This is a genomic window from Actinomadura sp. 7K534, assembly GCF_004348575.1.
GTDB lineage: Bacteria > Actinomycetota > Actinomycetes > Streptosporangiales > Streptosporangiaceae > Spirillospora > Spirillospora livida.
Genome location: NZ_SMKB01000004.1, coordinates 57,291 through 79,924, shown reverse-complemented (window position 1 = coordinate 79,924; position 22,634 = coordinate 57,291). Strand labels below are relative to the sequence as shown.

The window sequence follows — 22,634 nt, the reverse complement described above, 5'->3', positions numbered from 1 at the left end:
CCGATGGACACCTACTTCGAATACCTGCACACCGTGGGTTTCGAGGAGACCAACCTCGTCGGCAACGTGTACTACGTCAACTACCTGCGCTGGCAGGGCCGGTGCCGGGAGATGTTCCTCCAGGAGCGCGCCCCCGCCGTCCTGGAGGACCTGCAGTCCGACCTCAAGCTGTTCACGCTGCGGGTGGACTGCGAGTTCTTCGCGGAGATCACCGCGTTCGACCGCCTGTCGATCCGGATGCGCCTGGTCGAGCTGGCCCAGACGCAGCTGGAGTTCGCCTTCGACTACGTCCATCTCGGCGAGGGCGGCGAGCGGCTGGTCGCACGCGGCCGGCAGCGGGTGGCGTGCATGCGCGGCCCGAACACCCGGACCGTGCCCAGCCGCGTCCCCGACTCGCTGGTGCAGGCGCTCGAACCGTACACGCGGCAACGTCGAGCGGCGTGACGGCGATGGCCGAGACGACGAGCGACCGCACGGACGGGCCGTTATCCAGCCCCACTGAGATCAAGAAGCTGCGCGAGGCGTTCGGGGCCTTCGCCACCGGCGTCACGGTGCTCACCACCGGGGGCCCCGCGCCGCACGGCATGACCGCGAACTCCTTCTCCTCGGTGTCCCTGGACCCGCCGCTGGTCCTGGTCTGCGTGGACCGCAGCGCGGTCATGCACCGGACCCTCGCCGCGGCGGGCTCCTTCGGGATCTCCGTGCTGGCCTCCCACCAGGAGTCGGTGGCGCGGCATTTCGCCAACCGGCGCCGCCCGCTGGGGATCGGCCAGTTCGAGGGGATCCGGTGGCGCCCGGGCCGGCGCACCGGGGCCCCGATGATCGAGGACGCGGTCGCCCATTTCGAGTGCGACCTGTGGCGCTCCTACGACGGCGGCGACCACACCATCTTCCTCGGCCGGCTGCTGTCGCTGGCCCGCGAACCCGACGAGTCGGGCCTGCTGTTCTGCCACGGGCGGTTCCACCGCCTCGACCCCGAGCCAAGGGAGCTGTCGGCATGACCACCACCGTGCCCACCACCGCGCGGCGGGCCTGGACGGGACCGCCGCGCACCGCGACGCCCGCGATGCTGCGCAAGCTGCTCAAGGACCGGATCGGGCTGATGTCGTGGGCCGCGAACACCTACGGCGACGCGGTCAAGCTGTCCATCGGGCCGGTCACGCTGTATTTCGTCAACCATCCCGACCACGCCAAGCACGTCCTCACCGACAACGCGGACAACTACCACAAGGGGTTCGGGCTCGCCCAGGCCAAGCGGGCCCTGGGCGACGGGCTCCTCACCAGCGAGGGCGAGCTGTGGCGCAAGCAGCGCAAGGTGATCCAGCCCGCGTTCCAGCACCGGCGGATGGCGCGGTACGCCGACGTCGTCACCGACGAGGCGGCGAAGCTGGTCGCGCGGCTGCGCGAGCGCGGCGGCGGCGGGCCGGTCCAGATGACGGACGAGCTGACCGGCCTCACCCTGGGCGTGCTCGGCCGCACCCTGCTCGACGCCGACCTCGGGGGCTTCGATTCGCTCGGAGAGTCGTTCGAGGCCGTCCAGGACCAGGCCATGTTCGAGGCCACGACGCTCAGCAAGGTGCCCGTGTGGGTGCCGCTGCCCAAGCAGGTGCGGCTGCGCCGGGCCCGCCGCGACCTGCAGCGGGTCGTGGACCGGCTGGTGACCGGCCGCGAGGTGCGGGACGGCGGCTCGGACGACGACGTGCTGTCCCGCCTGATCGTGTCCACCCGGCAGGAGACCGACCACCGCGTCGGCCGCCAGCGCATGCGGGACGAGCTGGTCACGCTCCTGCTCGCGGGGCACGAGACCACCGCGAGCACGCTCGGGTGGACGCTCTGGCTGCTCGACCGGCACCCGGAGGTGCTGGAGCGGGTGCGCGCGGAGGCCGTCCAGGTGCTCGGCGACCGCGCACCGAAGTACGAGGACCTGCACGGGCTGACCTACACCTCCACGGTGATCCAGGAGGTGATGCGGCTGTACCCGCCGGTGTGGATGCTGTCCCGGCTCGCGCAGGCCGACGACCGGATCGACGGGCTGCCGATCCCGGCGGGGGCGAACGTCATGGTGTGCCCCTACACCCTGCATCGGCACCCGGCGTTCTGGGACGACCCGGAGCGGTTCGACCCGGACCGGTTCGCCCCCGAGGTCCACGCCGGCCGGCCCCGGTACGCCTACATCCCCTTCGGGGCCGGGCCCCGGTTCTGCGTCGGCAACCATCTCGGCATGATGGAGGCCACCTTCGTCATCGCCATGCTCGCCCGGGAACTGCGGCTGGCCCCCGTCCAGGGGTACGAGGCGTCGGCCGAGCCAATGCTGTCCCTGCGGATGCGCGGCGGGCTGCCGATGACCGTGACACCGCTCTGACCGGCCGTACCGGGTCCGCCGCGGGCGGGCCCGGACCGGCATGCGAAAGGCCCGGCGCGAGTTCTCGCGCCGGGCCTTTCGCGACGGTCAGCCCGCCGGCCTGAAGCCCTGCGCCAGCAGCGCCCCGGGACGCATGTCGGGCAGCGCCGGCAGGATGGGCGGGTCCAGGAGCGTCATGGGACGCATCCGGACGTCGGCCAGGCGGCCCAGCCCCGGCCGGACCACGATCGGGCCCTCAGCGGCCACTGAGAGCCCCTGGTGGTGCGGTGGCCACGACCGCACCTCGACGAACATGGCGTGGCCGCCGCGGTGCGCGGAACGGCCGACCCCGTTCGCGGGGCCGCCGTGCGCCCCGGCCCGCCCCTGGTCGTGGTGCTGGGCGCACGCCATCAGGTGCCACACGCCCTCCGGCACGTCCTCGATCGTGTACGGCCCCGGCCCGTCGACCACGGACCAGGCCACCGGCTGGCCGCGGGGCACGAGCTCGCCGAATAAACCGATGAACGCCGGGCCGTCCCAGCCCGGCTCGGTGTACGACAGGTTGCCGCGGATGACGGTGCGGCTCCGGCCCGGGACGGCCCGTCCCGAGGAGGCACGGCCGACCTCGGCGAGGGCCGGGCGGGAGTCGAGAGCGGACCAAGGCAGGAAGCCGCCGAAGCGGCGGTACAGGGTCGGGGACATACCGACGTTGTAGGTGAACCGGGAGCTGAACGTTCCGACGCTGGAGTAGCCGACCAGGTGGCTGATGTCGGTCACCATCAGCTGCGTCGCGGCCAGCAGCTGCTTGGCCTTCTCCAGCCGCACGGCCGACAGGAAGCGGCCGGGGGTCAGCCCCGTGACACGCTGGAATATGCGTGTGAAGTGGAACTTGCTGTACATGGCCGTCCGTGCCATGTCGTCGATCGTGATCGGCTCCCCGTAATTCTCGTGAAGGGTTTGGATGACCCTTTCGACTACCCGCTCGTCCTCGCGCACGTGCCCGCCCTCCAGAGTTCACGCCCAGCGTTGCCGGAACAACCTCTTTCAGGCTCACCGAGGACCTTTAACGCGCCAAGACCCGGTCGACGTAGCACATTGGCCATGCCCGGGGGTAGCCACTTGGGCAGGGGGGACCCTAGCCACATGGGCGGGGTTGCCTTTGCCGCGGAAGTCAAATAATAGGACAGCACTTCCGGAGACATTCTTCCAAAGTGCGGTGTGGACCCGCCGGCGCCGCCAGCACAACAGGAGATGCACAATACGGACGGCGCGTTGCATCATTTATGGAGTGGTTCCATAGCGACACGGAGCCATTGCGCGACACCTACCGGCCTCCGTAGCCCAACTGGCAGAGGCAAGCCCCTTAAAAGGGTTGAACTGTCGGTTCGAATCCGACCGGAGGCACCGGCCCCGCACCGGGCCCGGTCCGGCCGGGCCCGGTGCGGGGCGTCAGTCGTTCAGCAGCTTCCTGGCGGCGCGCAGGTCGCCGAAGGACTCCAGGTCGGGGACGGTCCAGCCGTCCAGGTCGTACTCGTCGAGGCAGGCGTCGGCGAACGCCTCGAAGTCCGCCAGTTCGCCGCCCGCCGTCTGCGCCGACACGAGCGCCACCCTGGTGTCCTCGTGGTTGCCGGCGTAGTTGCGCTCGTAGAGCTCGTGGCGTCCGCCGAACTCGGTGCCCACCGCGTCCCAGAGCAGCTTCATCACCTTGACCCGCTGCACCGCGTCGGCGCCGTTGGAGCCGCGCAGGTACTTGTCCAGGTAGGGGCGCACGTCCGGGTTCCGGAAATCCTCGGCGCTGGAATTGAGGTAGATGAGCCCGCTGGCCACGTCCTGCTCGACGATCTCCTTGACCCTCGGGTAGCCGACCTGCATGAACCACCGGTAGGCCAGGCCGTACTGCGGGTTGGGCAGCACCGCCCCGTTCTTCCATTCGACGGGGTTGCGCGCCGCGGCGTCCGAGAAGGCCCAGAACAGGTTGCGCCAGGCCAGCACCTCACCGAGCCGGGACTGCACCCCGCGGAAGTCCTTGGTGCCGGTGATGTCCAGGGCCTTGGCCAGCAGCCCCGCGATGAACTCCAGCTTGACCGCGAGGCGGGTGCAGCCGTGGAAGGTGAACCTCTCCGGGAAACCGGAGCGGCCGGTGAAGAGCTGCACCTTGCCGAGGTCCCCGTAGATGAACACGTTCTCCCAGGGGATGAAGACCTTGTCCAGCACCAGCACCGTGTCGTTCTCGTCCATGCGGGACGAGAGCGGGTAGTCGAACGGGCTCCCCATCACCGCGGCGGTGGCGGCATAGGACGGCCGGCAGATCAGCTTCATGCCCGGCGCGTCCATCGGCACGGTCGCGACGAGTGCGAACCGGCGGTCCTTGATCGGCAGCCCGTAGTGCGCGATGAAGTTGTAGTGCGTCAGCGCCGACGCGGTCGCGACCACCTTGGCGCCGCTCACCACGACGCCGGCGTCGGTCTCCCGCTCCACGTGGACGAAGACGTCCTCGACCTGGTCGGCGCGCAGCTTGCGGTCCACCGGGGGATGCACGATGGCGTGGTTCCAGTAGAGCACCTTCTCCTGCGACTCCCGGTACCAGCGTCGCGCGTTGTCGGCGAACGGCTCGTAGTACTCGGCGTTGGCGCCGAGCGTGCCGAGGAAGGACGCCTTGTAGTCGGGAGACCGCCCCATCCAGCCGTAGCTCAGCCGCGCCCACGCCGCGATCGCCCGCTGGTGGGCGACCAGGTCCTCGGCGCTGCGCGCGGTGGTGAAGAAGCGGTGCGTGTATCCGTCGCCGCCGGTGTCGGTCGGGCAGGTGAGCACATCGCGGTGCTCCCCCTCGTGCAGTGCGTCATAAAGGCGCGCCGTCATACGGACGGGATTGCGAAAAGCGGCATGCGCGGTCACGTCTTTCACGCGCTCGCCGTAGATATAGATCTCCCTGCCGTCCCGCAAGGACTCGATGTACTCCTGGCCGGTCAGCGGACGGGTCTGTGGCCGTTGCGGGTCCACCTCGGTCGTTACGTCGTGCACGTTCGTCACCGGACCGAATCCTCCACTCGGAAAGGTACCGCTGTGGCCAGAATTGCGCCTGGGCCTCGATTGTGACATGGCCGGGCCGGTGTCTCCTCTTCTGGCGTGCGCACTTATCGGCGGACGCCGGGCGGCGGCGCCCGCAATCGGGAAGATGCAGCGGTGCGCGAATAAGGAAAAATAGAAATGACGACGATAGGCCTGGTCATCCGGGCCGTCCGTCATTCGGTGTCACAGAGAAAGGACCGCCGAAATGACCACGACCGCCGAACAGACCGCGGCCAAGAGCGACTTGGACGCCTACTACGGTCCGTTCACCTCGCCCCGGGAGAAGGAGGCCCTGAGCGTGCCGCTGCGCCTCGTGGCCGCCTGGGCGCGCAACGACGCCCAGGGCGTCGCCGACGCGTTCACCGAGGACGGCGTGCTGATCCTGCCCGGCGACGTCTACAAGCGGGGCCGCGAGGAGATCAACGCCTTCATGGCCGCCGCGTACGCCGGCCCCTTCAAGGGCACCGGCGTGACCGGGCGCCCGGTGGACGTCCGTTTCGTCGGCGACGACGTGGCGCTGCTGCGCACCCACGGCGGGATCCTCGCCCCCGGCCAGACCGAGATCGCCCCCGAGCTGGCGGTGCGCTCCACCTGGGTCGTCGTCAAGAAGGACGACGGCCAGTGGTACCTGGCCAGCTACCAGAACAGCCCGCGCGGTGAGGGCGCGACCCTCCGCTGGTAACGCGGACCACAACGATCCAAGGGAGCTGTCATGTCTAAAGACGCCGCCGCGCTCGTCGAGGGCGCCAAGGAATGGGCGAGCCTCTACGGTGACTTCGCCAACGGCGAGGAGGGCGCCGTGCTCACCGCCCCGCTGCGCCTGCGGGGCGCGTGGGACGCCAACGACGCCGACGCCTTCGCCGACCTGTTCGTCGAGAACGGCAGCATGCTCGTGGGCGACGAGCAGCTGACCGACAAGGATGGCATCCGCGACTACATGTCGAAGGCCTTCGCCGGTGGATTCAAGGGCTCCAAGCTCTCCGAGAAGCCCCTGGAGGTCAAGCTGCTGAACGACTCGGTCGCGGTCGCGATCATGGAGGGCGGCATCGTCAAGGCGGGGGACGCCGAGGTCCCCGCCGGGCACGCGGTCCGCTCCGTGTACGTGGTCGCCAAGCGCGACGGCGACTGGCACATCGTCTCCCACCAGACCAGCCCCATCGGGGGCTGACCCACCCTAGATCGCGGATGCGCGGTGGTGCCGGGGCACCGCCGCGCACCGTCGTTTTCCGCCCGGTCATCCCGGTTCTGCCCGGTCATCCCAGCGCGACGAGAAACGTGGGCCGCTCCGTCGGTGACGGAGCGGCCCACGTCTCGGTGGGAGCGGGGAGGTCAGGCCATGGCGGCGTCACCGACGGCGGCGGGCACCTCGGCGGGCGGGGCCGGGATCCCGCGCACCAGGTCGGCCGCCTTCTCGGCGATGACGATCGCGGAGGCGTTCGGGATGCCGCGGCCGACCTCCGGCATCACGGAGACGTCGGCGACCCGCAGGCCGTCGATCCCCCGCACCCGCAGCTCGGCGTCCACGACCGTCCCCATCGCGCAGGTGCTGGTCGGGTGGAAGATGGACTGGGTGTAGCGGCGGGCGTACTCGCGCAGCTCGGCGTCCGAGTCGTTCTCCGGTGCCCGGAACGCCCCCTCGTTGTAGAGCCGCATCGCCGGCTGCCGCCCCACCTCCATCGCGATCCGGATCCCCGCGACGGCGAGGTCCATGTCGGCCGGATCGGCGTAGTAGTCGTGCACGATCCGGGGCTTGGCCGTCGGGTCCGGCGAGGCCAGCGCCACGAAGCCGCGGCTGCGCGGCGTGGCCACGGCCGGGCCGAAGGAGATCGCGTGGGCGGTCGGCGGGGCCAGCCCGCTGTCGGCGAGCATCCCCGGAGCCGCGAAGAACTGCAGGTCGGGCGCCGGCAGCGCGGGGTCCGTGCGGACGAACCCGCCCGCCTCGGGCCCGTTGGAGGTCAGCGGCCCGCGGCCCTCCTCGGCGAACAGCCGCTGGTTCTCCGGCGCGCCGGCGACCAGCAGGCTGACCGGCTGCGAGTGGGTGTAGATCAGCGGCACCAGCGCGTGGTCCTGCAGGTTCTGCCCGACCTCGGGCAGGTCCAGCGCGACGGGGATGCCCAGCTTGCCGAGCACGTCCGCCGGGCCGACGCCCGACAGCATGAGCAGCTGCGGCGAGTTGTACACCCCGCCCGAGACGATGACCTCCCGCTCCGCGTGCAGGGTGACCTCCGCCCCGGCCCGGCCGCCGGCCACGCCGACGGCACGGCCGCCCTCGATGAGGACCCGGTGCACCTGCAGGTCGGTCTCCACCGTGAGGTTGGGACGGTCCAGCACCGGGTGCAGGAACGCGGCCGCCGTACTGCACCGCCGCCCGTCCCGCTGGGTGACCTGGTAGAAGCCGAACCCGTCCTGGACGGGGCCGTTGAAGTCGTCGTTGGCGGAGTAGCCCAGCTCCACGGCGGCCTGGATGAACGCCGCCGTGCTGGGGTTCTTGGAGCGGTTCTCCGACACGGCGAGCGGGCCGCCCGCGCCGTGGTACGGCGACTCGCCCCGCTCGTTGTCCTCCGACCGCTTGAAGTAGGGCAGCAGCTCGGCGTAGCTCCAGCCCGGCTGGTTCCAGGAGTCGTAGTCCAGCGGGTTGCCGCGCGCGTAGGCCATCGCGTTCATCGAGCTGGTGCCGCCCAGCACCCGGCCGCGCGGCAGGAAGACGCGGCGGCGGTTCAGGAACCGCTCGTCGTGGGTGTCGTAGTCCCAGTCGACCTGGGTGCGGAAGAGCCTGGCGAACATGGCCGGGATGTGGATGTTCGGATGGCTGTCGACCGGGCCCGCCTCGACCAGGCAGACCCGGACGGCGGGATCCTCGCTCAGCCGCGCGGCGAGCACGCAGCCCGCCGATCCCGCACCGACGATCACGTAGTCGTACATCTCCACCTTCTCTGTCTTGCCTGGATGGTGCCTTGCCTGGATAGGGCGAGCGGGCCGCCGCCGGAGACCCGGAGAGGTCACCGGGCCCCGGCGGCGGCCCGCTCGCGGTCGGCTGCCGGTGGGTTAGAAGAACTGCGTGTTGGGCTCCAGCCCGCACTCGACCCGGCCGTAGATCTCGTAGAGGATGTGCGGCGTGTTGAGCGCGTGCTGGGTCAGCGCGTGCAGATCGCGCCAGCTCCGCTGGATGGCGACGTCGGCGAAGATGGACGAGCCGCCGCTGGCGCCGTAGAGGACGTCCACCGCCTCCAGGGCCCGCTTGCAGGTCGCGCCCATCGCCAGGCGCGCCTCGGCGCGCTCCCGGTCGGTCCACGGCGCGGCCTCGGCGGCCTTGGCGTCGACGAAGTCGGCGATCCGGCGCGCGTGGAACTCCGCCTCGTCGATCGTGACCCTGGCCTCGGCCACCTGCAGGTGGGTGATCGCGGCCTCCCGCTGGCTGGCGTAGCCGGTGTAGGTGATCTTCCGGTCCGGCAGCCGCTCGAAGAAGCAGTCCCAGGCGCCGCGCGCCATGCCGACCACGTTGCCGACCGAGCACGCCGAGGCGACGGCGGCCACCGGCACCTTGTACATGGCGACGTCGGCGTTGCGCACCGACGCCGACTGCTGCGTCATCAGCGCCATCATCGGCAGCACCCGCGCCTCCGGGACGAAGACGTCCTCGGCCACCGTGGTCACGCTGCCGGAGCCGCGCAGCCCGGTGGTGTGCCAGTCGTCCACGATCTCCAGGTCGGCCATCGGGACCAGCGCCAGGACCGGTTCCATCTCCCCGCCCGGCCGCTCCACCAGGGCGATGGCCACCTGCCAGTGGCTGTGCAGCGCGCCGCTCATGAACCCCCAGCGGCCGGTCAGCGTGTAGCCGCCGGGACGGGGGGTCGCCATGGCGCTGGGGCTCAGCGTGCCGCACACCCGCACGTCCGGGGTGGCGTAGACCTCGTCCTGGACCTCGTCCGGGAACAGGCCGACCATCCAGCCGGGGATCTGCCAGACCGAGGTGGTCCAGCCGACCGCCCCGTCGCCGCGGCCGAGCTCGACCGCCACGTCGACCGCGGTGCGGGTGCCGGCCTCGAAGCCGCCGTAGCGGGCCGGGACGCGCAGCCGGAACACTCCGGCGTCGGCCAGCGCCTCGATCACCTCGTCGTGCAGGCGGCGGTTCTCGTCCGCCCAGCCGGCGTGCTTGCGCAGCAGCGGCACCAGGCCCGCCGCGCGCTCGACGATTTCCGCATGGGAGAGCCGTTGAATCGTGGTCACCAGGTCCTCCTGTCGAAGTCTTCGAGACGTGGTGAGCCGCGGTCTCGAAAAATCCCTTTAAAGGGCATCCTGTGCTTCGCGCTTTCCCGGGGCATCTCCACCGTTGCGAAGCTCGGCGATTTTCTTACGGCGAAATTCGGCAATGCCGGAGATGCCGGCCGGGCCGTTCCGGGCCACCATCGACAGGTGTCCACCGCACCCCCAGGAAAGGACGGGCCGATGGCAGTACAGGTCGGAGACGAGGCACCGGATTTCACCCTGCCGGACCAGGACGGCACACCCGTGCGGCTGTCGGACTTCCGGGGCCTCAAGAACGTGCTGCTCGTGTTCTATCCGCTCGCGTTCAGCGGCATCTGCGAGGGCGAGCTGTGCGCGCTGCGGGACGACCCGGCGGCGCTGGCCGGGCCAGACGGCGACCCGCAGGTGCTCACGGTGTCGGTCGACTCGATGTTCGCCCACCGCGCGTGGGCCGACCAGCAGGGCTACAAGTTCCCGCTGCTCGCCGACTTCTGGCCGCACGGGAAGGTGGCGCAGGACTACGGCGTCTTCGACGAGGAGCGGGGCGTGGCCGTCCGCGGCACCTTCCTCATCGACAAGGCCGGTGTGGTGCGGTGGTCGGTCGTCAAGGGCATCCCCGAGGCCCGTGACCTGGCGGAGTACCGGAAGGCTCACGCGGCGCTCTGACCGGGCTCCGGGACGGGTGAGGCGCCGGGCCGGCTGTCGCCGCCCCGGCGCCTCGTCCGTTCCCCGGCCCGCCGCGGCGGGCGCCGTCACAGCCGGCTGCGCACGGCCCACAGGTCGGGGTACAGCTGGTGGAACAGGGTGGTCCGCAGGTAGGGCGCCCCGGAGGTACCGCCGGTCCCCGGCTTGTCGCCGATGATGCGCGCGGCCAGCGCCACGTGCCGGTACCGCCATTCCTGCACCCCCTGGTCGATCTCGATCAGCCGGTCGCAGACCTGCGCGGCGAGGGTGTCGTCCAGGTAGACCTGCAGCAGCACCTCCTGCAGTTCGGGCGAGGGCTCCAGCGGCCGGGTCACGTCCCGTTCCAGCAGGTGCCGCGGCACCTCGTAGCCCTGCGTCCCCAGGAACCGCAGCAGCGCGTCGTAGACCGTCGGCCGGCGCAGGTCGGCCTCGATCCGGGTCCGCTCCCGGCCGCCGAGCTGGAAGGTCTCGAACATGCGCGGGTCCCGGCGGCCGAGGACCGCCTCGATCTGCCGGAACTGCGCGGACTGCGCGCCGCTGCCGCCGAGCTTGTGCCGGAAGCTGTTGAACTGGCGCGGGGTGAGCGTCTCGAAGACCTCGGTGGGCGCGGTCAGGGCGCGCAGGATGCCCACCGCGCGCCGCAGCGTGTGGATCGCGCCCGTGGCGGCGCCCTCGACGAACTGCTTCTGAAGATGGTCGAGTTCGTGCCGCAGCAGCTTGAACCACAGCTCGTGGACCTGGTGCGCCACGACGAACAGGAGCTCGTCATGTTCGTCGGAACGCGGCTGCTGCAGCGCCAGGAGTTCGTCCAGTGCCAGATAGGAGTGGTAGTCCGATACCGCCATCTCGTCCACGATCACCATTCCGTTCGCTCGGTTCCTTCTCACGATTCCCGAAGCGGGGCCATAAGAGAAGATGCGGTCGGCGATTGGGCACTTTGAAAGGAACGATCGCGTATTTCGGCCGAAATGCAGCAAGCAGCGAGTGGCGGGCCCGCCGCCGGTGGCAGCAGAGTGGCACCGACAATGATGGGAGAATTACCGTGCAGCCACGGAACGTGCTCGTCACCGGCGGTTCCAGCGGAATCGGCCGGGCCGCCGTGCGGCGCTTCGCCCGCGCGGGAGACCGGGTGTGGTTCACCTACAACCACGGCCGGGACCGCGCCGAGGGCCTGCTCGCCGAACTGGCCGGCGGGACCGGCCACCCCCCGCTGGCGTTCGAGTTCGAGCAGGGCGACTGGCAGAGCCACCAGCGGCTGCTGGCCTCGCTGCCGGGACCGGTCGACGTCCTGGTCAACAACGCCGCGGTCGGCACCAAGACGGTGGAGCGCTACGCCCCCGACGCCGTGCACCGGCACGACGAGGCGTTCCTGCGGGTGAACAGCGTCGGACCGCTCTGGCTCATCCGGGAGCTGCTGCCGGCGATGCTGGAGCGCGGCTACGGCAAGATCGTGAACATCGCGAGCGTCGGCGGGGGCATCGCCCAGTTCCCCGGCTTCCACGTGGCCGACGGGATGAGCAAGGCCGCCCTGGCCTACCTCACCCGGCACCTCGCGGCGCAGCTGTCGCACGCCCCGGTCGAGGTGTTCGCGGTGTGCCCCGGCGCGGTGGAGACGAGCATGCTGGAGGCCAGCACGCTGGCCGCCCTCGGCCCGGAGGAGCGCCGCGACCTGGAGGCCGGGCTGCCCAAGGGGCGGCTGCTCCAGCCGGAGGAGATCGCCGAGCTGGCGTGGTGGGTGTGCGGGGACGGGGCCCGCGCCCTGCACGGCGCCGTGCTCGACGCCTCGCTGGGGCTCGGCGTCCATCCGGGGCTGGTGACCGGAGCGAGGGCCGCCGAACCCGTCCGGGCCGACTGATGGCGACCGCCATGGGGCTGCGGGATTTGCTCTACACGCCCAGCCGCTTCGTCCCCGACATGGACTGGTACGTGAGCGAGTACGCGCGGCGGTCCGAGGACGCCCGCGCGATGCTGCCCTGGGTCGAGCACGCCTACGGCCCGGACCCCGCGGAACGGCTGCTGTTCTTCCCCGCCGCCGGCTCGGCCGCGCCGCTGCAGGTGTTCGTGCACGGCGGGTACTGGCAGGAGTCCAGCAAGGAGGACTCCTGCTTCGCCGCCCCCGACTTCGTCTCGCGGGGCGCCGCCTTCGCCGCGCTCGGGTACGGGCTCGCGCCCGCGTACCGCCTGGACGAGATCGTCGCGATGGTCCGCCGGGGCCTGCTGTGGATCCACCGCAACGCCCGCGCCCTGGGCGTCGACCCCGGGCGCGTCTTCCTGAGCGGCAGCTCGGCCGGGGCGCACCTGGTGGCCATGTTCCTGGAGGACGGACGGCCGGGGCCCGGCACGCGCATCCGGGACGTGGTGCGCGGGGCCACCCTGCTCAGCGGGCTCTACGACCTCGAACCGCTGCGCCGCACCTACATCGGCGCGGCGATCGGGCTGACCCCCGCCGAGTCCGCGCGCAACAGCCCGATCGGGCGGCCGCACCGGGAACTGCCGCCGCTGGTCGTCGCGCGCGGCGGCGCGGAGACCGAGGCGTTCGCGGACCAGCAGGAACGCTACGTCCGCTCGCTGGAGCGGACGGGCACGGCCGTCACCGACCTCGTCGTCGGCGGCCGCGACCACTTCGACCTCGCGCTGGGCCTCGGCGACCCGTCCGGTCCGCTGGGCAGGGCGACCCTGGACCTCATGCGGCTGCCGTGAACCCCGGCCGGGTCACCGGCCGGGGTTCATGGCGGGTCACCGGCCGCGGCGCCAGTACACGCTGAACCGGTCGATCTGCCGGAGCTCGTCGCCCTCGATGCCGTGCGTTCGGCGGAAGTCGTCCACGGCGTCCCGGCAGCCGGGCAGCAGGTAGTCGTCCACGATGACGAAGCCTCCCGGGGAGAGCTTCGGGTAGAGGGCGCCGAGCGCGTCGGTGGTGGACTCGTAGAGGTCGCCGTCGAGCCGCAGCACCGCGAGCCGCTCGATCGGCGCGGTCGGCAGGGTGTCGCGGAACAACCCCGCCAGGAACTTCACCTGGTCGTCCAGCAGGCCGTACCGGGCGAAGTTGTCCTTGACGGTCGCCTCGTCGACGGCGAGCACCCCGTTGTGCTCGTGCATGGCCAGGCGGACGTCGTCGGGGTGGCCGCCGTCCGCCACGGGCGGAATGCCCTCGAACGAGTCCGCCACCCAGACGTTGCGGTCGGCTCCGTGCGCCTTGAAGATGCCGCGCGCCAGTATGCACACCCCGCCGCGCCACGCGCCGGTCTCGATGAAGTCGCCGGGCACGTCCTCGGCGAGCACGGTCTCCAGGCACATCTGGACGTTGTCCAGCCGGGCCATCCCGACCATCGTGTGCGCGACGCTGGGCCAGTCGTGGCCGCGCTCGCGCGCTCCCCGGCTGAACTCCGTCCTGGTGAAGACGGGGTTCGGCAGGGGCGGGTCCTCATAGATGACGTTGACGAGGATCTTCTTCAGCAGGTCCACGTAGAGGCCGGCGGCCCCGTCGCTCTGGCTGTCCATCGTTCCCGCCCGGTGGTGAAGGGGGCGAGGGCGCCGCTCCGGTGTCGCGGCCGTAGCGCGGTGGAGAGACGCCCTCGCTCGATTCTGCTGTCGGATCGGATCGGATCGGGCCGGGCTCAGACCAGCGGCGCGGCCTTGTCCGGCGAGGCGCCGTTCGGCTCGCCGGCGGGGACCAGCGCCGGGTCACCGGCGCCGTTCGCCGCGGCGACCGGGCGCCGGGCGGCCAGCGGCGACTCCGGCGGGTCCGGGATGCGCTTGGCGTACTTGCGCGCGATGTTGCTGATCGGCTGCTCGACGAGCTTGGCCAGCAGCCACGCGGTGAGCGTGATCACGGCGAAGTAGGCCGCGAAGAGCAGGAAGTTGGCCCAGCCGGGCAGGCCGACCGTCGGATCGCTGATCACCCCGAGATCGGCCAGCCAGATGCGCGGGTAGTCCCAGGCCCCGTCCGTCCTCGGGACCAGCACCATGGTGAACAGGATGAACAGGATGTGGACCGCGTAGAAGGAGTAGGAGATCCCGCCGAGGAACACCAGCGGGCGTGTCCGGAAGGGCGACCACTTGCCCTCCTGGTCCGCCTTGGCCATGGCCAGGATCAGGATCGCGATCGGGATCATCATGCCGCTGAGGTCGCGGGCCTCGATCGGCAGGAACAGGTTGGTGAGCGTCAGGCCCACCGCGAAGATGACGAACGCCACCGGCACGCTGGGGATGTGCTTCATGCCCCTGAGCATCAGCAGCGCCAGGCACATGCCCAGCACGAACTGGAAGAGCCGGATGGGCGGGAACATCAGCGTGAACCAGTAGATGAAGGCGTTGTCGAAGCCCTCCAGCGGGGCCTGCATGGTCGGGTGCTTGACGGTGAAGGTCTTGCTCGCCAGGTACGGCAGGAGGAACGAGAGCACGACGCACGCGCCCGCCATGATCTGCAGGCCGCGCTTGGTGAAGTGCATGAGCATCATCATCAGGCCGGGGAAGAGCAGGTAGAGGAAGACCTCGTTGCTCAGCGTCCACATGGCCGGGTTGAGCCCCATCAGCACGTCCTGGTGCGGCGTCCAGCCCTGGAGCAGGAAGGTGTGCGCGAGCACGATCTTCCAGTCCGTCCACATGTCGCCCAGCCATCCCCACAGCAGGAACGCCGCCGCGGTGACGACGAAGTACACCGGGTACACCTTGCCGATGCGCTTCAGGTAGAAGGAGAGCGTGGACGTGCCGGGCTTGTAGATGTAGGCCAGCACGAAGCCGCTCAGGATGAAGAAGTAGTTGATCGGCACCGGCACGAACGCCGTGAACGACTCGTAGAGGAAGGTGTCCGATGCCGCCCGCCCCTCCTGGTCGGGGGCGTAGATCTCAGCGGCCCCCACCGGGGTGGCGAACTGCATCGCCAGGAAGTGCCCGCCGAAGACCAGGAACGCCGCGAGCGCCCGGCCCCCGTTGAGCGACAGCATCATGTCGGGTTTCGGTCGTGCACCGACCTGGCCGCTTGTTGTTCCGTTTTGCATTCTTCTCACTGCCCTCCATCACTCGAGGCGCCAGGTCGCACCGATCGTCCAAGCCTCCTTTCGTGCAGGTGCCGCCGCATCTTCCACCGTGCGGCGATGGCGGCCGGAGCCGGATAGCGCAATTGCGAAGATGACCTCGGTGGGATACGTACTTACTGTCGTGCCCAGCACCTCACCAGAGGAGACGACGATGGCTGATGCGACGAGCACTTCCCGACGCCCGGAGACCGAAAGCCGTGGCCGGAGCATCGCGCTCTGGGTGCTGCAGGTCCTGCTGGCGCTGCAATTCCTGGCCGCCGGTTCGGCCAAGCTGTTCGGCGACCAGGCGATGGTGGACATGTTCGCCGACATCGGTGCGGGTCAGTGGTTCCGCTACCTGACCGGCACGCTGGAGGTGGCCGGTGCCGTGGGCCTGCTGATCCCCGTGCTGTCGGGGCTGGCCGCGCTGTGCCTGTCCATCCTGATGACCTGCGCGACGATCACCACCATCGCCGTCCTCGGGGACGCCCCCTGGATGCCGCTGGCGGTGCTGGCCTTCTGCGTGCTGGCCGCCTGGGGCCGCTGGCCGAAGACGGTGGCGCTGCTGGACCGCGTCCGCGGGAAAGGCGACTAGGCCGGGCCCGTCCCGCACCAGCCGGACGCCGGGGTGCCCGACCGCGGCATCCGCGAAATACCGACGGGACACCGCCGGTTTCCCGCGCCCGCCTGAGCAATGCAGAAGGTGCCTCCGCTTCGGCCACGCACGAGGATTCGGAAATGACGGCGCCACCGCTAGGCGGAGGAACGATGATCAATGTGTTTCAGCCGACGCTCGGCGCGGAGGAACTCGGCGCGGTGGCCGAGGTCCTCGACGGCGCCTGGCTCGGTAAGGGGCCGCGAGTCGCGGAGTTCGAGCGGGCTTTCGCCGAACATCTGGGCGTCCCCGCCGACCGTGTCGTCACGGTCAATTCGTGTACCGAGGCATTGTTCCAGGCCATGGAGTTACTGGGTGTCGGCCCCGGTGACGAGGTGGTCCTGCCCAGCATCAGTTTCGTGGGCGCCGCCAACGCGATCGCCGCGCAGGGGGCGCGGCCGGTGTTCTGCGACGTCGATCCCCGGACCCTGAACCCCACCGCCGACCATGTGGCCGCCGCCCTGGGCCCGCGCACCCGCGCCGTGATCGTCCTGCACTACGGCGGCCGTCCCGGGTCGGTGCTGGAGATCGCCGAGCTGTGCCGCGACCGGGGCGTCCCGCTGGTCGAGGACGCCGCATGCTCGGTGGCGTCGCGGGCGGGCGACGACCCGTGCGGCGTCATCGGGGACATCGGGGTGTGGAGCTTCGACAGCCAGAAGATCGTGGTGACCGCCGACGGCGCGATGCTGTCGGCGCGCGACCCGGAGCTGGTGGCCACCGCCCGGAAGCACACCTACCTGGGCCTGGAGAGGTTCAGCGGCTACACGAGCGCCAAGGTCGCGGACACCCGCTGGTGGGACATCGAGGTCACGTCCTTCTCCCGGCGCTCGATCATGAACGACCTGCAGGCCGCGCTCGGCCTGGTGCAGCTGCGCCGCCTCGGCGGGTTCCTGGAGCGGCGGGCCGAGATCGCCGCCGCCTACGACCGCGAGCTGGCGGGGCTGGCCGGCATGCAGACGCCGCCGCCGCTCCCCGACGGCCACACCTCGTCCTTCTACCTGTACTGGGTGCAGGTGGACGAGGCCGTCCGCGACGCCCTGGCCCGCGACCTGTACGCCGACGGCGTCTACACCACGTTCCGCTATCCCGCCCTGCACCTGGTGAAGGCGTACGGCTCGGACGCCCGGCTGCCCGGCGCGGAGGCGGCGGCCGCCCGCACCCTGTGCCTGCCGCTGCACCAGGGGCTGTCGGACGGCGACGTCGAGGTGACGATCGCCGCGGTGCGCAGTTCGGTGCGGCGGCGTTCGGGCCGCCTCCCGCCGCCGCCCTCCGCGACCACCGCCTAGCGACCGCGCACCGCCGAGACCGGAGGTCCCCGCCGTGTACACAGCCGACTTCGCCGACGTCTACGAACTCGTTTACCAGGTGCGCGGAAAGGACTGGACGGCCGAGGCCGAGCGGATCCTCGCGGTGGTCCGCGAGCGGGCGCCGGAGGCGGACCGCCTGCTGGACGTGGCCTGCGGCACCGGCGCCCATCTGGAGGTGTTCGCCCGGCACCTCGGCCACGTCGAGGGCGTGGAGCTCGCCGAGCCGATGCGGGAGGTGGCCGCGCGCCGGCTCCCCGGGGTGCCCGTCCACCGGGGCGACATGCGCGACTTCCGGCTGGACGGGGTCTTCGACGCGGTGACGTGCCTGTTCAACTCGATCGGCTACATGACGACCGTCGCCGAGCTGCGCGCCGCGATCGGGTCGATGGCCCGCCACCTGCGGCCCGGCGGGGTGCTGGTGATCGAGCCGTGGTGGTTCCCCGAGCGGTTCATCGACGGGTACGTCACCGCGGACGCCGGGTCGGCGGACGACCGCGTGGTGGCCCGCGTCTCGCACACCAGGCGCGAGGGGCGCCGCACCCTGCTGGACTCGCGCTACCTGGTGGCGGGCCCCGACGGGATCAGCGAACTCGCGCACCTCCACGAGCTCACCCTCTTCACCAGGGCCGAGTACCTGGCGGCGTTCGAGGCCGCGTCGTGCCTCACCGAGTTCATCGAGGGCGGCCTGACCGGGCGCGGCCTGTTCGTCGGGATCCGGAAGTGACGGCGATGCGGTACGAGCGGCTGGGCCGCACGGCGCTGCGGGTCAGCAGGCTGTGCCTGGGCACGCTCAACCTCGGGGTGCGCACCTCGCTGGAGGACGCCGCGCGCCTGATGGACCTGGCCCTCGACCACGGGATCAACTACTTCGACACCGCCAACCACTACGGCTGGCAGGTCCGCCGCGGCCTGACCGAGGAGATCATCGGGGACTGGTTCGCCGGGGGCGACCAGCGCCGCGACAAGGTCGTGCTGGGCACCAAGGTGTGCAACCCCATGAGCGACTGGGCGAACGACAGCGGCTTGTCGGCGCGGCACATCATCGCCTCCTGCGAGGCGTCGCTGCGGCGGCTGCGCACGGACTGGATCGACGTCCTGCACATGCACAACGTGGATCCCACGGCGCCCTGGGACGAGGTCTGGCAGGCCATGGAGACCCTGGTCGCGCAGGGCAAGATCCGCTACGTGGGCTCGTCGAACTTCGCGGGCTGGAACATCGCCGCGGCGCAGGAGACCGCCGCGCGCCGCAACTTCCTGGGCATCGTCGCCGAGCAGTGCAACTACAACCTGTTCACGCGGGACGTGGAGCGGGAGGTGATCCCCGCGGCGCGGGCCTACGGCGTCGGGGTGGTGGCCTGGTCGCCCCTGCACGGCGGGCTGCTCGGCGGCGCCCTGCGCAAGCTGGCCGACGGCACGGCCGTGAAGAGCGCGCAGGGCCGGGCCATGGTGGCGCTGCAGGAGCACCGCCAGGTCGTCGCCGACTACGAGGAGCTCTGCGCCGGCCTCGGCCTGGACCCCGCCGCGGTGGCGCTGGCGTGGGTGCTGTCCCGGCCGTCGCTGACCGCCGCGGTGATCGGGCCGCGCACCGCCGCCCACCTGGAGAGCGCGGTGCGCGCGATGGAGACGCCGCTCCCCGCCGGCACGTGCGACCGGCTCGAAGCCGTTTTCCACCCGCGCCGGGAGGCCGCCGGCATTCCCGTGAGCTGAGCAGAACGGAGTGAGGACCGTGGACGGACAGGACGACGAGCCGATCGACATCCATGTGTGGCTCGCGGAGCATCCCTTCCCGAACTACTACGGGGAGACGTTCCTGGAGCCGATGCGGCGGGTGGCGGACGCCTTCACCAAGGCCCATCCCGGCTACCGGGTGGTGCTGCGCGGGATGGACTACCGGGAGATCGCCGAGGCCGTCGCGGACGCGGTGGCGCAGGGCGAGCCGCCGCATCTCGCCGAGTACTACGCCACCGCGGCGCAGCTGGCCCTGGACACCCTGACGCCCGAGGGGCAGCCGTACTTCACGCCGATCGGCCCGGCCATCGGCGACCGGGCGGAGATCCTCGGCGAGCCGGTGGTCGTGGACGCCGTCGAACCGGTGGCGCGCGACTTCTTCAGCCACCGCGGCGAACTGCTGTGCCTCCCGGTGACCGTGACGACGACCGTGCTGCTGTGCAACAAGACGATGCTGGACGCCGCCGGCGTCCCGGTGCCGCGGACCTGGGGCGAGCTGGAAGCGGCGTGCGAGGCGGTCACCGCGCTGGACACCGGTCCGGCGCACGGCGTCACCTGGCCGAACCACGGCTGGCTGTTCCAGCAGGCGGTGGCCCTGCAGGGCGGTGTCCTCACCGACCGCGACAACGGCCACGGCGGCCGGGCCGAGACGGTCGACCTCGCCTCCGCGGAGGTGCTCGCCTGGGCCGAGTGGTGGCGGCGGCTCAGCGACAAGGGCCTCTACCGGCGCTGCGAGGACTGGCCGGACGGCTTCGGGGCGTTCGCCTCCCAGGAGGTGGCGTTCACGCTCAGCTCGTCCAAGCTGACGCACGACTTCGTCCTCGCCGGCGAGGAGGCGGGCTTCGAGGTGTGCGCGGCGGCGATGCCGCACAACGAGGCCGTCGCCCGCGCGGGCAACGTCATCTCCGGGCACGGGCTGTGGCTGGCGGACGGCCTGGACGAGGCGCGCCGCGAGGGCGCGCTCGCCTTCTCCCAGTTCCTGGTCAACGCGCGGAACGCGGCCGAATGGCACCGGGCCGTGGGATTCCTGCCCGTCACCCGCGAGGCCCGGGACCTGCTGGAGCGCGAGGGCTGGTTCGACCGGCACCCCCACCAGCGGGTTCCCGGCGAGGCGCTCGCCGCCTCGGCCCGCACCCCCGCCACCGCGGGGACGCTGGCCGGCGACTTCGCCGGGATCCAGTACGCGATGACCCGCGCCATGGACGACGTGCTGGACGGCGCCGACCCGCGGGAGCGGTTCGCGCGGGCGACCGCCGAGGCGCAGCGGCTGCTCGACGCGCACAACGCGGCGTGCCTGCCGCCGGATCCGCGCACGCCCACCCGCCTGGAGGTGTACTGACATGGCCACGCAGCCCACGCGGGAGGACCGGCTCGCGCCCGCCGAGATCGGCCGCCACTACGACGAGGTCTCCCCTATCGGGGACGAACTCCGCGACGGCCAGTTACACATGTGGTACTGGTACGGCGACGAGGACGACGCGCCGCTGGAGGAGGCAGTCCAGCGGATCAGCCACAAGGTGACCGGCACGCTGGGGCTGCGTCCCGGGGAGCGCGTGCTGGACGCCGGATGCGGGCCCGGCGAGACCGCGGTCCGCCTGGCCCGCGATCTCGGGGTCCACGTCACGGGCATCACGCTGAGCGCCTTCGAGGTCGCCAAGGCCACCAGCCGGGCGGAGGCGGCCGGCGTCGCCGACCGGGCGCACTTCCGCTACGGCGACTACACCGCGATCCCCTACCCGGACGGCTCCTTCGACGCGATCCTGGCGCTGGAGTCCCTGCTCAACGGCGACGACCTCGACAAGGCGCTGCGCGAGTTCCACCGGGTGCTGCGGCCCGGCGGGCGGGTGGCGCTGTCGGACTTCAGCCTGGAGTCGGCGCGCGAGCCGGACCGGATCGAGACCTTCAAGACCGGCCTGCGGCTGGGGGCGCTGCCCACCGTCCCCGAGTGGCTGGAACGGGTCCGCGCGGCGGGCTTCCAGGTCGAGGAGTACACGCAGTGCGGCCCCCGCGTCTTCGGCATGAAGACCAAGTACGTCACGACGGCGATGCGGCGGCGGGCGGAGATCGCCGAGCGGTTCGGCGATTCGGCGGTCCGCGAGTACGCGGACGGCTACCGGAGCTTCTTCGTCCCCCGGAAGGACCAGATCGGGTACATCATCGTGGCCGCGCGCAAGCCCGCTCGCTGAGCTCGGCGTCGATCTCCACGCAGCGGTCATAGGACGGGAGCAGGCCCTCGGCCCCCGCCCGCGACAGGGTGGGGGCCGCGCGGTCCCGTGCCGACAGCACGGGGCCGGAACCGTTCGGCCCGGACAGGTCGGGCAGGGACAGGTCGGGCAGGGGCAGCCGGAGCTCGGGGTCCAGTGGCGACAGGGCCAGTTCGTTCGCGGGCGCGTAGGACGCGGACAGCAGGTAGTTCATCACGGTGCCGTCGCGGAGCGCGACGAACGCGTGGCCGACCCCGACGGGTATGTACAGCGCCCGGAAGTCGCGCTGGTCGAGCCGTGTGGCAACGGTTCGCCCGAACGTGGGGGAACCGACCCTGATGTCCACCAGGATGTCGAGCGCCTCTCCTCGGGAGCAGTAGACGTACTTGGCGGCGCCCGGTGGTGTCGCGGTGTAATGCACACCGCGCACCACGCCGCGGCGCGACTCGGTGTGCAGCGTCTGCGCGACCGGGAACAGCGGCCGGCCGCGCGCCATCATGAGGGCCTCCTCCTGGTAGTGGGAGACGAGGAGGCCTCGATCGTCCCGGAAGACCGTCGGCGAGAACTCCAGGACGCCCTTCACCGCTAGCTCACGGGCGTCCACACGTTCCCCTGAGCCTCCTGGACCTCCGCGGAGACCAGGCCGTCGGTGAGGGCGACCGCGACGGCCTGCGTCCGGTTGGGGCAGTTGAGCTTGGCCAGGATGTTGGAGACGAGGCGCTTCACCCCGTGCCGCGAGATGAGCAGCTGGCGGGCGATCTGCTGGTTGCTGAGCCCCTTGACGAGCAGGACCAGGACCTGGCGCTCCCTGGGGGTGAGGTTGCGCCCTGTCAGCGGCCTGTCCCAGGTGTCCTGCCGCGCCCTGGCCAGCAGGTGGTTGGCGAGCACGGGCGGCATCGGGGTGTCCCCGAGGGTGACCCGGTCGATGGCGGCGCTCAGCGAGGCGGAGGTGAGGTCGTCCTGGACGAGGAAGCCGTTGCTGGGAATGGAGGTGACCACGTCGATCATCTTGTCGTGCTCGCGGTCGAGCAGGATCAGTACCTTCTTGCCGCGGTGCCAGGCGTCCGCGGCGAGGCTCGCCAGGGCACCGGACGGGAGGTCGCCGAACCGCAGGACGAGGATGTCGAACCCGTCGTCGGGCGGCACCGGCGCGACCGGCGAGATGTGGTTCCACACCCGCACGTCGTGCACCGCCCGGAGCGACCTCAGCATCACCGCCAGCCCGCGACGCACACACTCGTTGCGCACGACCAGCGCCACCTGAAATGTCTCCACAGGCTTCCTAATGGCTATTTGCTGCCCCATGCCCCCTGATTTCCTTCCACCCAGAAGGGGTCGCGCATCAAACGATCGCCCGGTTTCTACCCGAACGACCCATGAGCA

General features: G+C 71.1%; 23 protein-coding genes and 1 tRNA gene. 15 read left to right on the top strand and 9 right to left on the bottom strand.

All coding sequences use genetic code 11. From position 1 onward, the window contains the following. Window positions 1-3 precede the first annotated feature (3 nt). From E1266_RS01930 to E1266_RS01920, 3 genes are read left to right on the top strand one after another with little or no spacing between them, the layout of a single operon-like run. On the top strand, window positions 4-444 hold the full coding sequence (locus E1266_RS01930; RefSeq protein ID WP_132043023.1) for an acyl-CoA thioesterase: 441 nt from the start codon (window positions 4-6) through the stop codon (window positions 442-444). 5 nt (window positions 445-449) lie between these two features. After that, the gene (locus E1266_RS01925; RefSeq protein ID WP_132043063.1) at window positions 450-1,001 is read left to right on the top strand and encodes a flavin reductase family protein; all 552 of its coding nucleotides are present in this window, start codon (window positions 450-452) and stop codon (window positions 999-1,001) included. After that, entirely contained in the window at window positions 998-2,362 is a 1,365-nt protein-coding gene (locus E1266_RS01920) for a cytochrome P450 (protein ID WP_207945367.1), read from the top strand. Before E1266_RS01925 ends, E1266_RS01920 begins: the two co-directional genes overlap by 4 nt. 87 nt (window positions 2,363-2,449) lie before the next feature. Here E1266_RS01920 and E1266_RS01915 read toward each other — a convergent pair whose 3' ends face one another. Beyond that, window positions 2,450-3,337, bottom strand: a complete 888-nt coding sequence (locus E1266_RS01915; RefSeq protein ID WP_279436295.1) for an AraC family transcriptional regulator — start codon at window positions 3,335-3,337, stop codon at window positions 2,450-2,452. A gap of 334 nt (window positions 3,338-3,671) precedes the next feature. Here E1266_RS01915 and E1266_RS01910 point away from each other — a divergent pair. Then, window positions 3,672-3,745: transfer RNA gene (locus E1266_RS01910), tRNA-Leu, on the top strand. A 45-nt stretch (window positions 3,746-3,790) separates the two neighbouring features. On the opposite strand, the gene E1266_RS01905 is transcribed toward E1266_RS01910, so the two are convergent. Continuing rightward, window positions 3,791-5,371, bottom strand: coding sequence for a 4-hydroxyphenylacetate 3-hydroxylase N-terminal domain-containing protein (locus tag E1266_RS01905; RefSeq protein WP_243718178.1), 1,581 nt, complete (start codon window positions 5,369-5,371; stop codon window positions 3,791-3,793). Window positions 5,372-5,615: 244 nt separating this feature from the next. On the opposite strand from E1266_RS01905, the gene E1266_RS01900 reads away from it, so the two are divergent. Next, complete coding sequence (locus tag E1266_RS01900) at window positions 5,616-6,092, top strand: SgcJ/EcaC family oxidoreductase (RefSeq protein ID WP_132043017.1); 477 nt, start codon at window positions 5,616-5,618, stop codon at window positions 6,090-6,092. Window positions 6,093-6,122: 30 nt separating this feature from the next. Continuing rightward, window positions 6,123-6,578, top strand: coding sequence for an SgcJ/EcaC family oxidoreductase (locus E1266_RS01895; protein ID WP_132043015.1), 456 nt, complete (start codon window positions 6,123-6,125; stop codon window positions 6,576-6,578). 161 nt (window positions 6,579-6,739) lie between these two features. Here the strand turns inward: E1266_RS01895 and E1266_RS01890 are convergent, their stop codons facing one another. Next, window positions 6,740-8,332: a GMC family oxidoreductase N-terminal domain-containing protein gene (locus E1266_RS01890; protein WP_132043013.1), complete on the bottom strand. Its 1,593-nt coding sequence runs from the start codon at window positions 8,330-8,332 to the stop codon at window positions 6,740-6,742. Between the two features lie 123 nt (window positions 8,333-8,455). Next, a complete protein-coding gene (locus tag E1266_RS01885; RefSeq protein WP_207945366.1) occupies window positions 8,456-9,637 on the bottom strand; it encodes an acyl-CoA dehydrogenase family protein in 1,182 nt (393 codons plus the stop codon). Window positions 9,638-9,856: 219 nt separating this feature from the next. Here E1266_RS01885 and E1266_RS01880 point away from each other — a divergent pair, with 219 nt between their 5' ends. Then, window positions 9,857-10,321 carry a peroxiredoxin gene (locus E1266_RS01880; protein WP_132043011.1) on the top strand — a complete coding sequence of 155 codons (465 nt, stop codon included), beginning with the start codon at window positions 9,857-9,859 and terminating at the stop codon, window positions 10,319-10,321. 86 nt (window positions 10,322-10,407) lie between these two features. On the opposite strand, the gene E1266_RS01875 is transcribed toward E1266_RS01880, so the two are convergent. Next, the gene (locus E1266_RS01875) at window positions 10,408-11,184 is read right to left on the bottom strand and encodes a tryptophan 2,3-dioxygenase family protein (protein WP_243718177.1); all 777 of its coding nucleotides are present in this window, start codon (window positions 11,182-11,184) and stop codon (window positions 10,408-10,410) included. Between the two features lie 197 nt (window positions 11,185-11,381). Between E1266_RS01875 and E1266_RS01870 the strand changes: the two genes are divergently transcribed. After that, on the top strand, window positions 11,382-12,194 hold the full coding sequence (locus E1266_RS01870; protein ID WP_207945365.1) for an SDR family NAD(P)-dependent oxidoreductase: 813 nt from the start codon (window positions 11,382-11,384) through the stop codon (window positions 12,192-12,194). Beyond that, entirely contained in the window at window positions 12,194-13,039 is an 846-nt protein-coding gene (locus tag E1266_RS01865) for an alpha/beta hydrolase (protein WP_132043009.1), read from the top strand. Before E1266_RS01870 ends, E1266_RS01865 begins: the two co-directional genes overlap by 1 nt. A gap of 36 nt (window positions 13,040-13,075) precedes the next feature. Here the strand turns inward: E1266_RS01865 and E1266_RS01860 are convergent, their stop codons facing one another. Both E1266_RS01860 and E1266_RS01855 read right to left on the bottom strand, forming a co-directional pair. Further along, a complete protein-coding gene (locus E1266_RS01860; RefSeq protein ID WP_132043007.1) occupies window positions 13,076-13,840 on the bottom strand; it encodes a TylF/MycF family methyltransferase in 765 nt (254 codons plus the stop codon). 116 nt (window positions 13,841-13,956) lie between these two features. Next, window positions 13,957-15,288 (bottom strand): acyltransferase, encoded by a 1,332-nt coding sequence (locus E1266_RS01855; RefSeq protein ID WP_165965895.1) that lies wholly within the window; start codon window positions 15,286-15,288, stop codon window positions 13,957-13,959. A gap of 241 nt (window positions 15,289-15,529) precedes the next feature. Between E1266_RS01855 and E1266_RS01850 the strand changes: the two genes are divergently transcribed. The 6 genes from E1266_RS01850 to E1266_RS01825 all read left to right on the top strand — a co-directional run bounded on the left by E1266_RS01850 (window position 15,530) and on the right by E1266_RS01825 (window position 21,233). Beyond that, complete coding sequence (locus tag E1266_RS01850) at window positions 15,530-15,952, top strand: DoxX family protein (RefSeq protein WP_207945364.1); 423 nt, start codon at window positions 15,530-15,532, stop codon at window positions 15,950-15,952. Window positions 15,953-16,125: 173 nt separating this feature from the next. Then, window positions 16,126-17,298, top strand: a complete 1,173-nt coding sequence (locus E1266_RS01845; RefSeq protein WP_132043001.1) for a DegT/DnrJ/EryC1/StrS family aminotransferase — start codon at window positions 16,126-16,128, stop codon at window positions 17,296-17,298. A 34-nt stretch (window positions 17,299-17,332) separates the two neighbouring features. After that, window positions 17,333-18,043 carry a class I SAM-dependent methyltransferase gene (locus E1266_RS01840; RefSeq protein ID WP_132042999.1) on the top strand — a complete coding sequence of 237 codons (711 nt, stop codon included), beginning with the start codon at window positions 17,333-17,335 and terminating at the stop codon, window positions 18,041-18,043. Between the two features lie 5 nt (window positions 18,044-18,048). Then, the gene (locus E1266_RS01835; protein ID WP_132043053.1) at window positions 18,049-19,026 is read left to right on the top strand and encodes an aldo/keto reductase; all 978 of its coding nucleotides are present in this window, start codon (window positions 18,049-18,051) and stop codon (window positions 19,024-19,026) included. 19 nt (window positions 19,027-19,045) lie between these two features. Beyond that, the gene (locus tag E1266_RS01830) at window positions 19,046-20,386 is read left to right on the top strand and encodes an extracellular solute-binding protein (protein ID WP_207945363.1); all 1,341 of its coding nucleotides are present in this window, start codon (window positions 19,046-19,048) and stop codon (window positions 20,384-20,386) included. A gap of 1 nt (window position 20,387) precedes the next feature. Then, the gene (locus tag E1266_RS01825) at window positions 20,388-21,233 is read left to right on the top strand and encodes a class I SAM-dependent methyltransferase (RefSeq protein ID WP_132042997.1); all 846 of its coding nucleotides are present in this window, start codon (window positions 20,388-20,390) and stop codon (window positions 21,231-21,233) included. Here the strand turns inward: E1266_RS01825 and rfbC are convergent. Together rfbC and E1266_RS01815 are read right to left on the bottom strand one after the other, a co-directional pair. Next, a complete protein-coding gene (gene rfbC / locus E1266_RS01820; protein ID WP_132042995.1) occupies window positions 21,202-21,855 on the bottom strand; it encodes a dTDP-4-dehydrorhamnose 3,5-epimerase in 654 nt (217 codons plus the stop codon). The two genes, E1266_RS01825 and rfbC, sit on opposite strands and share 32 nt — an antisense overlap. Then, on the bottom strand, window positions 21,837-22,526 hold the full coding sequence (locus E1266_RS01815) for a response regulator transcription factor (protein WP_165965894.1): 690 nt from the start codon (window positions 22,524-22,526) through the stop codon (window positions 21,837-21,839). The genes rfbC and E1266_RS01815 overlap by 19 nt, the downstream gene beginning before the upstream one ends. Window positions 22,527-22,634 lie beyond the last annotated feature (108 nt).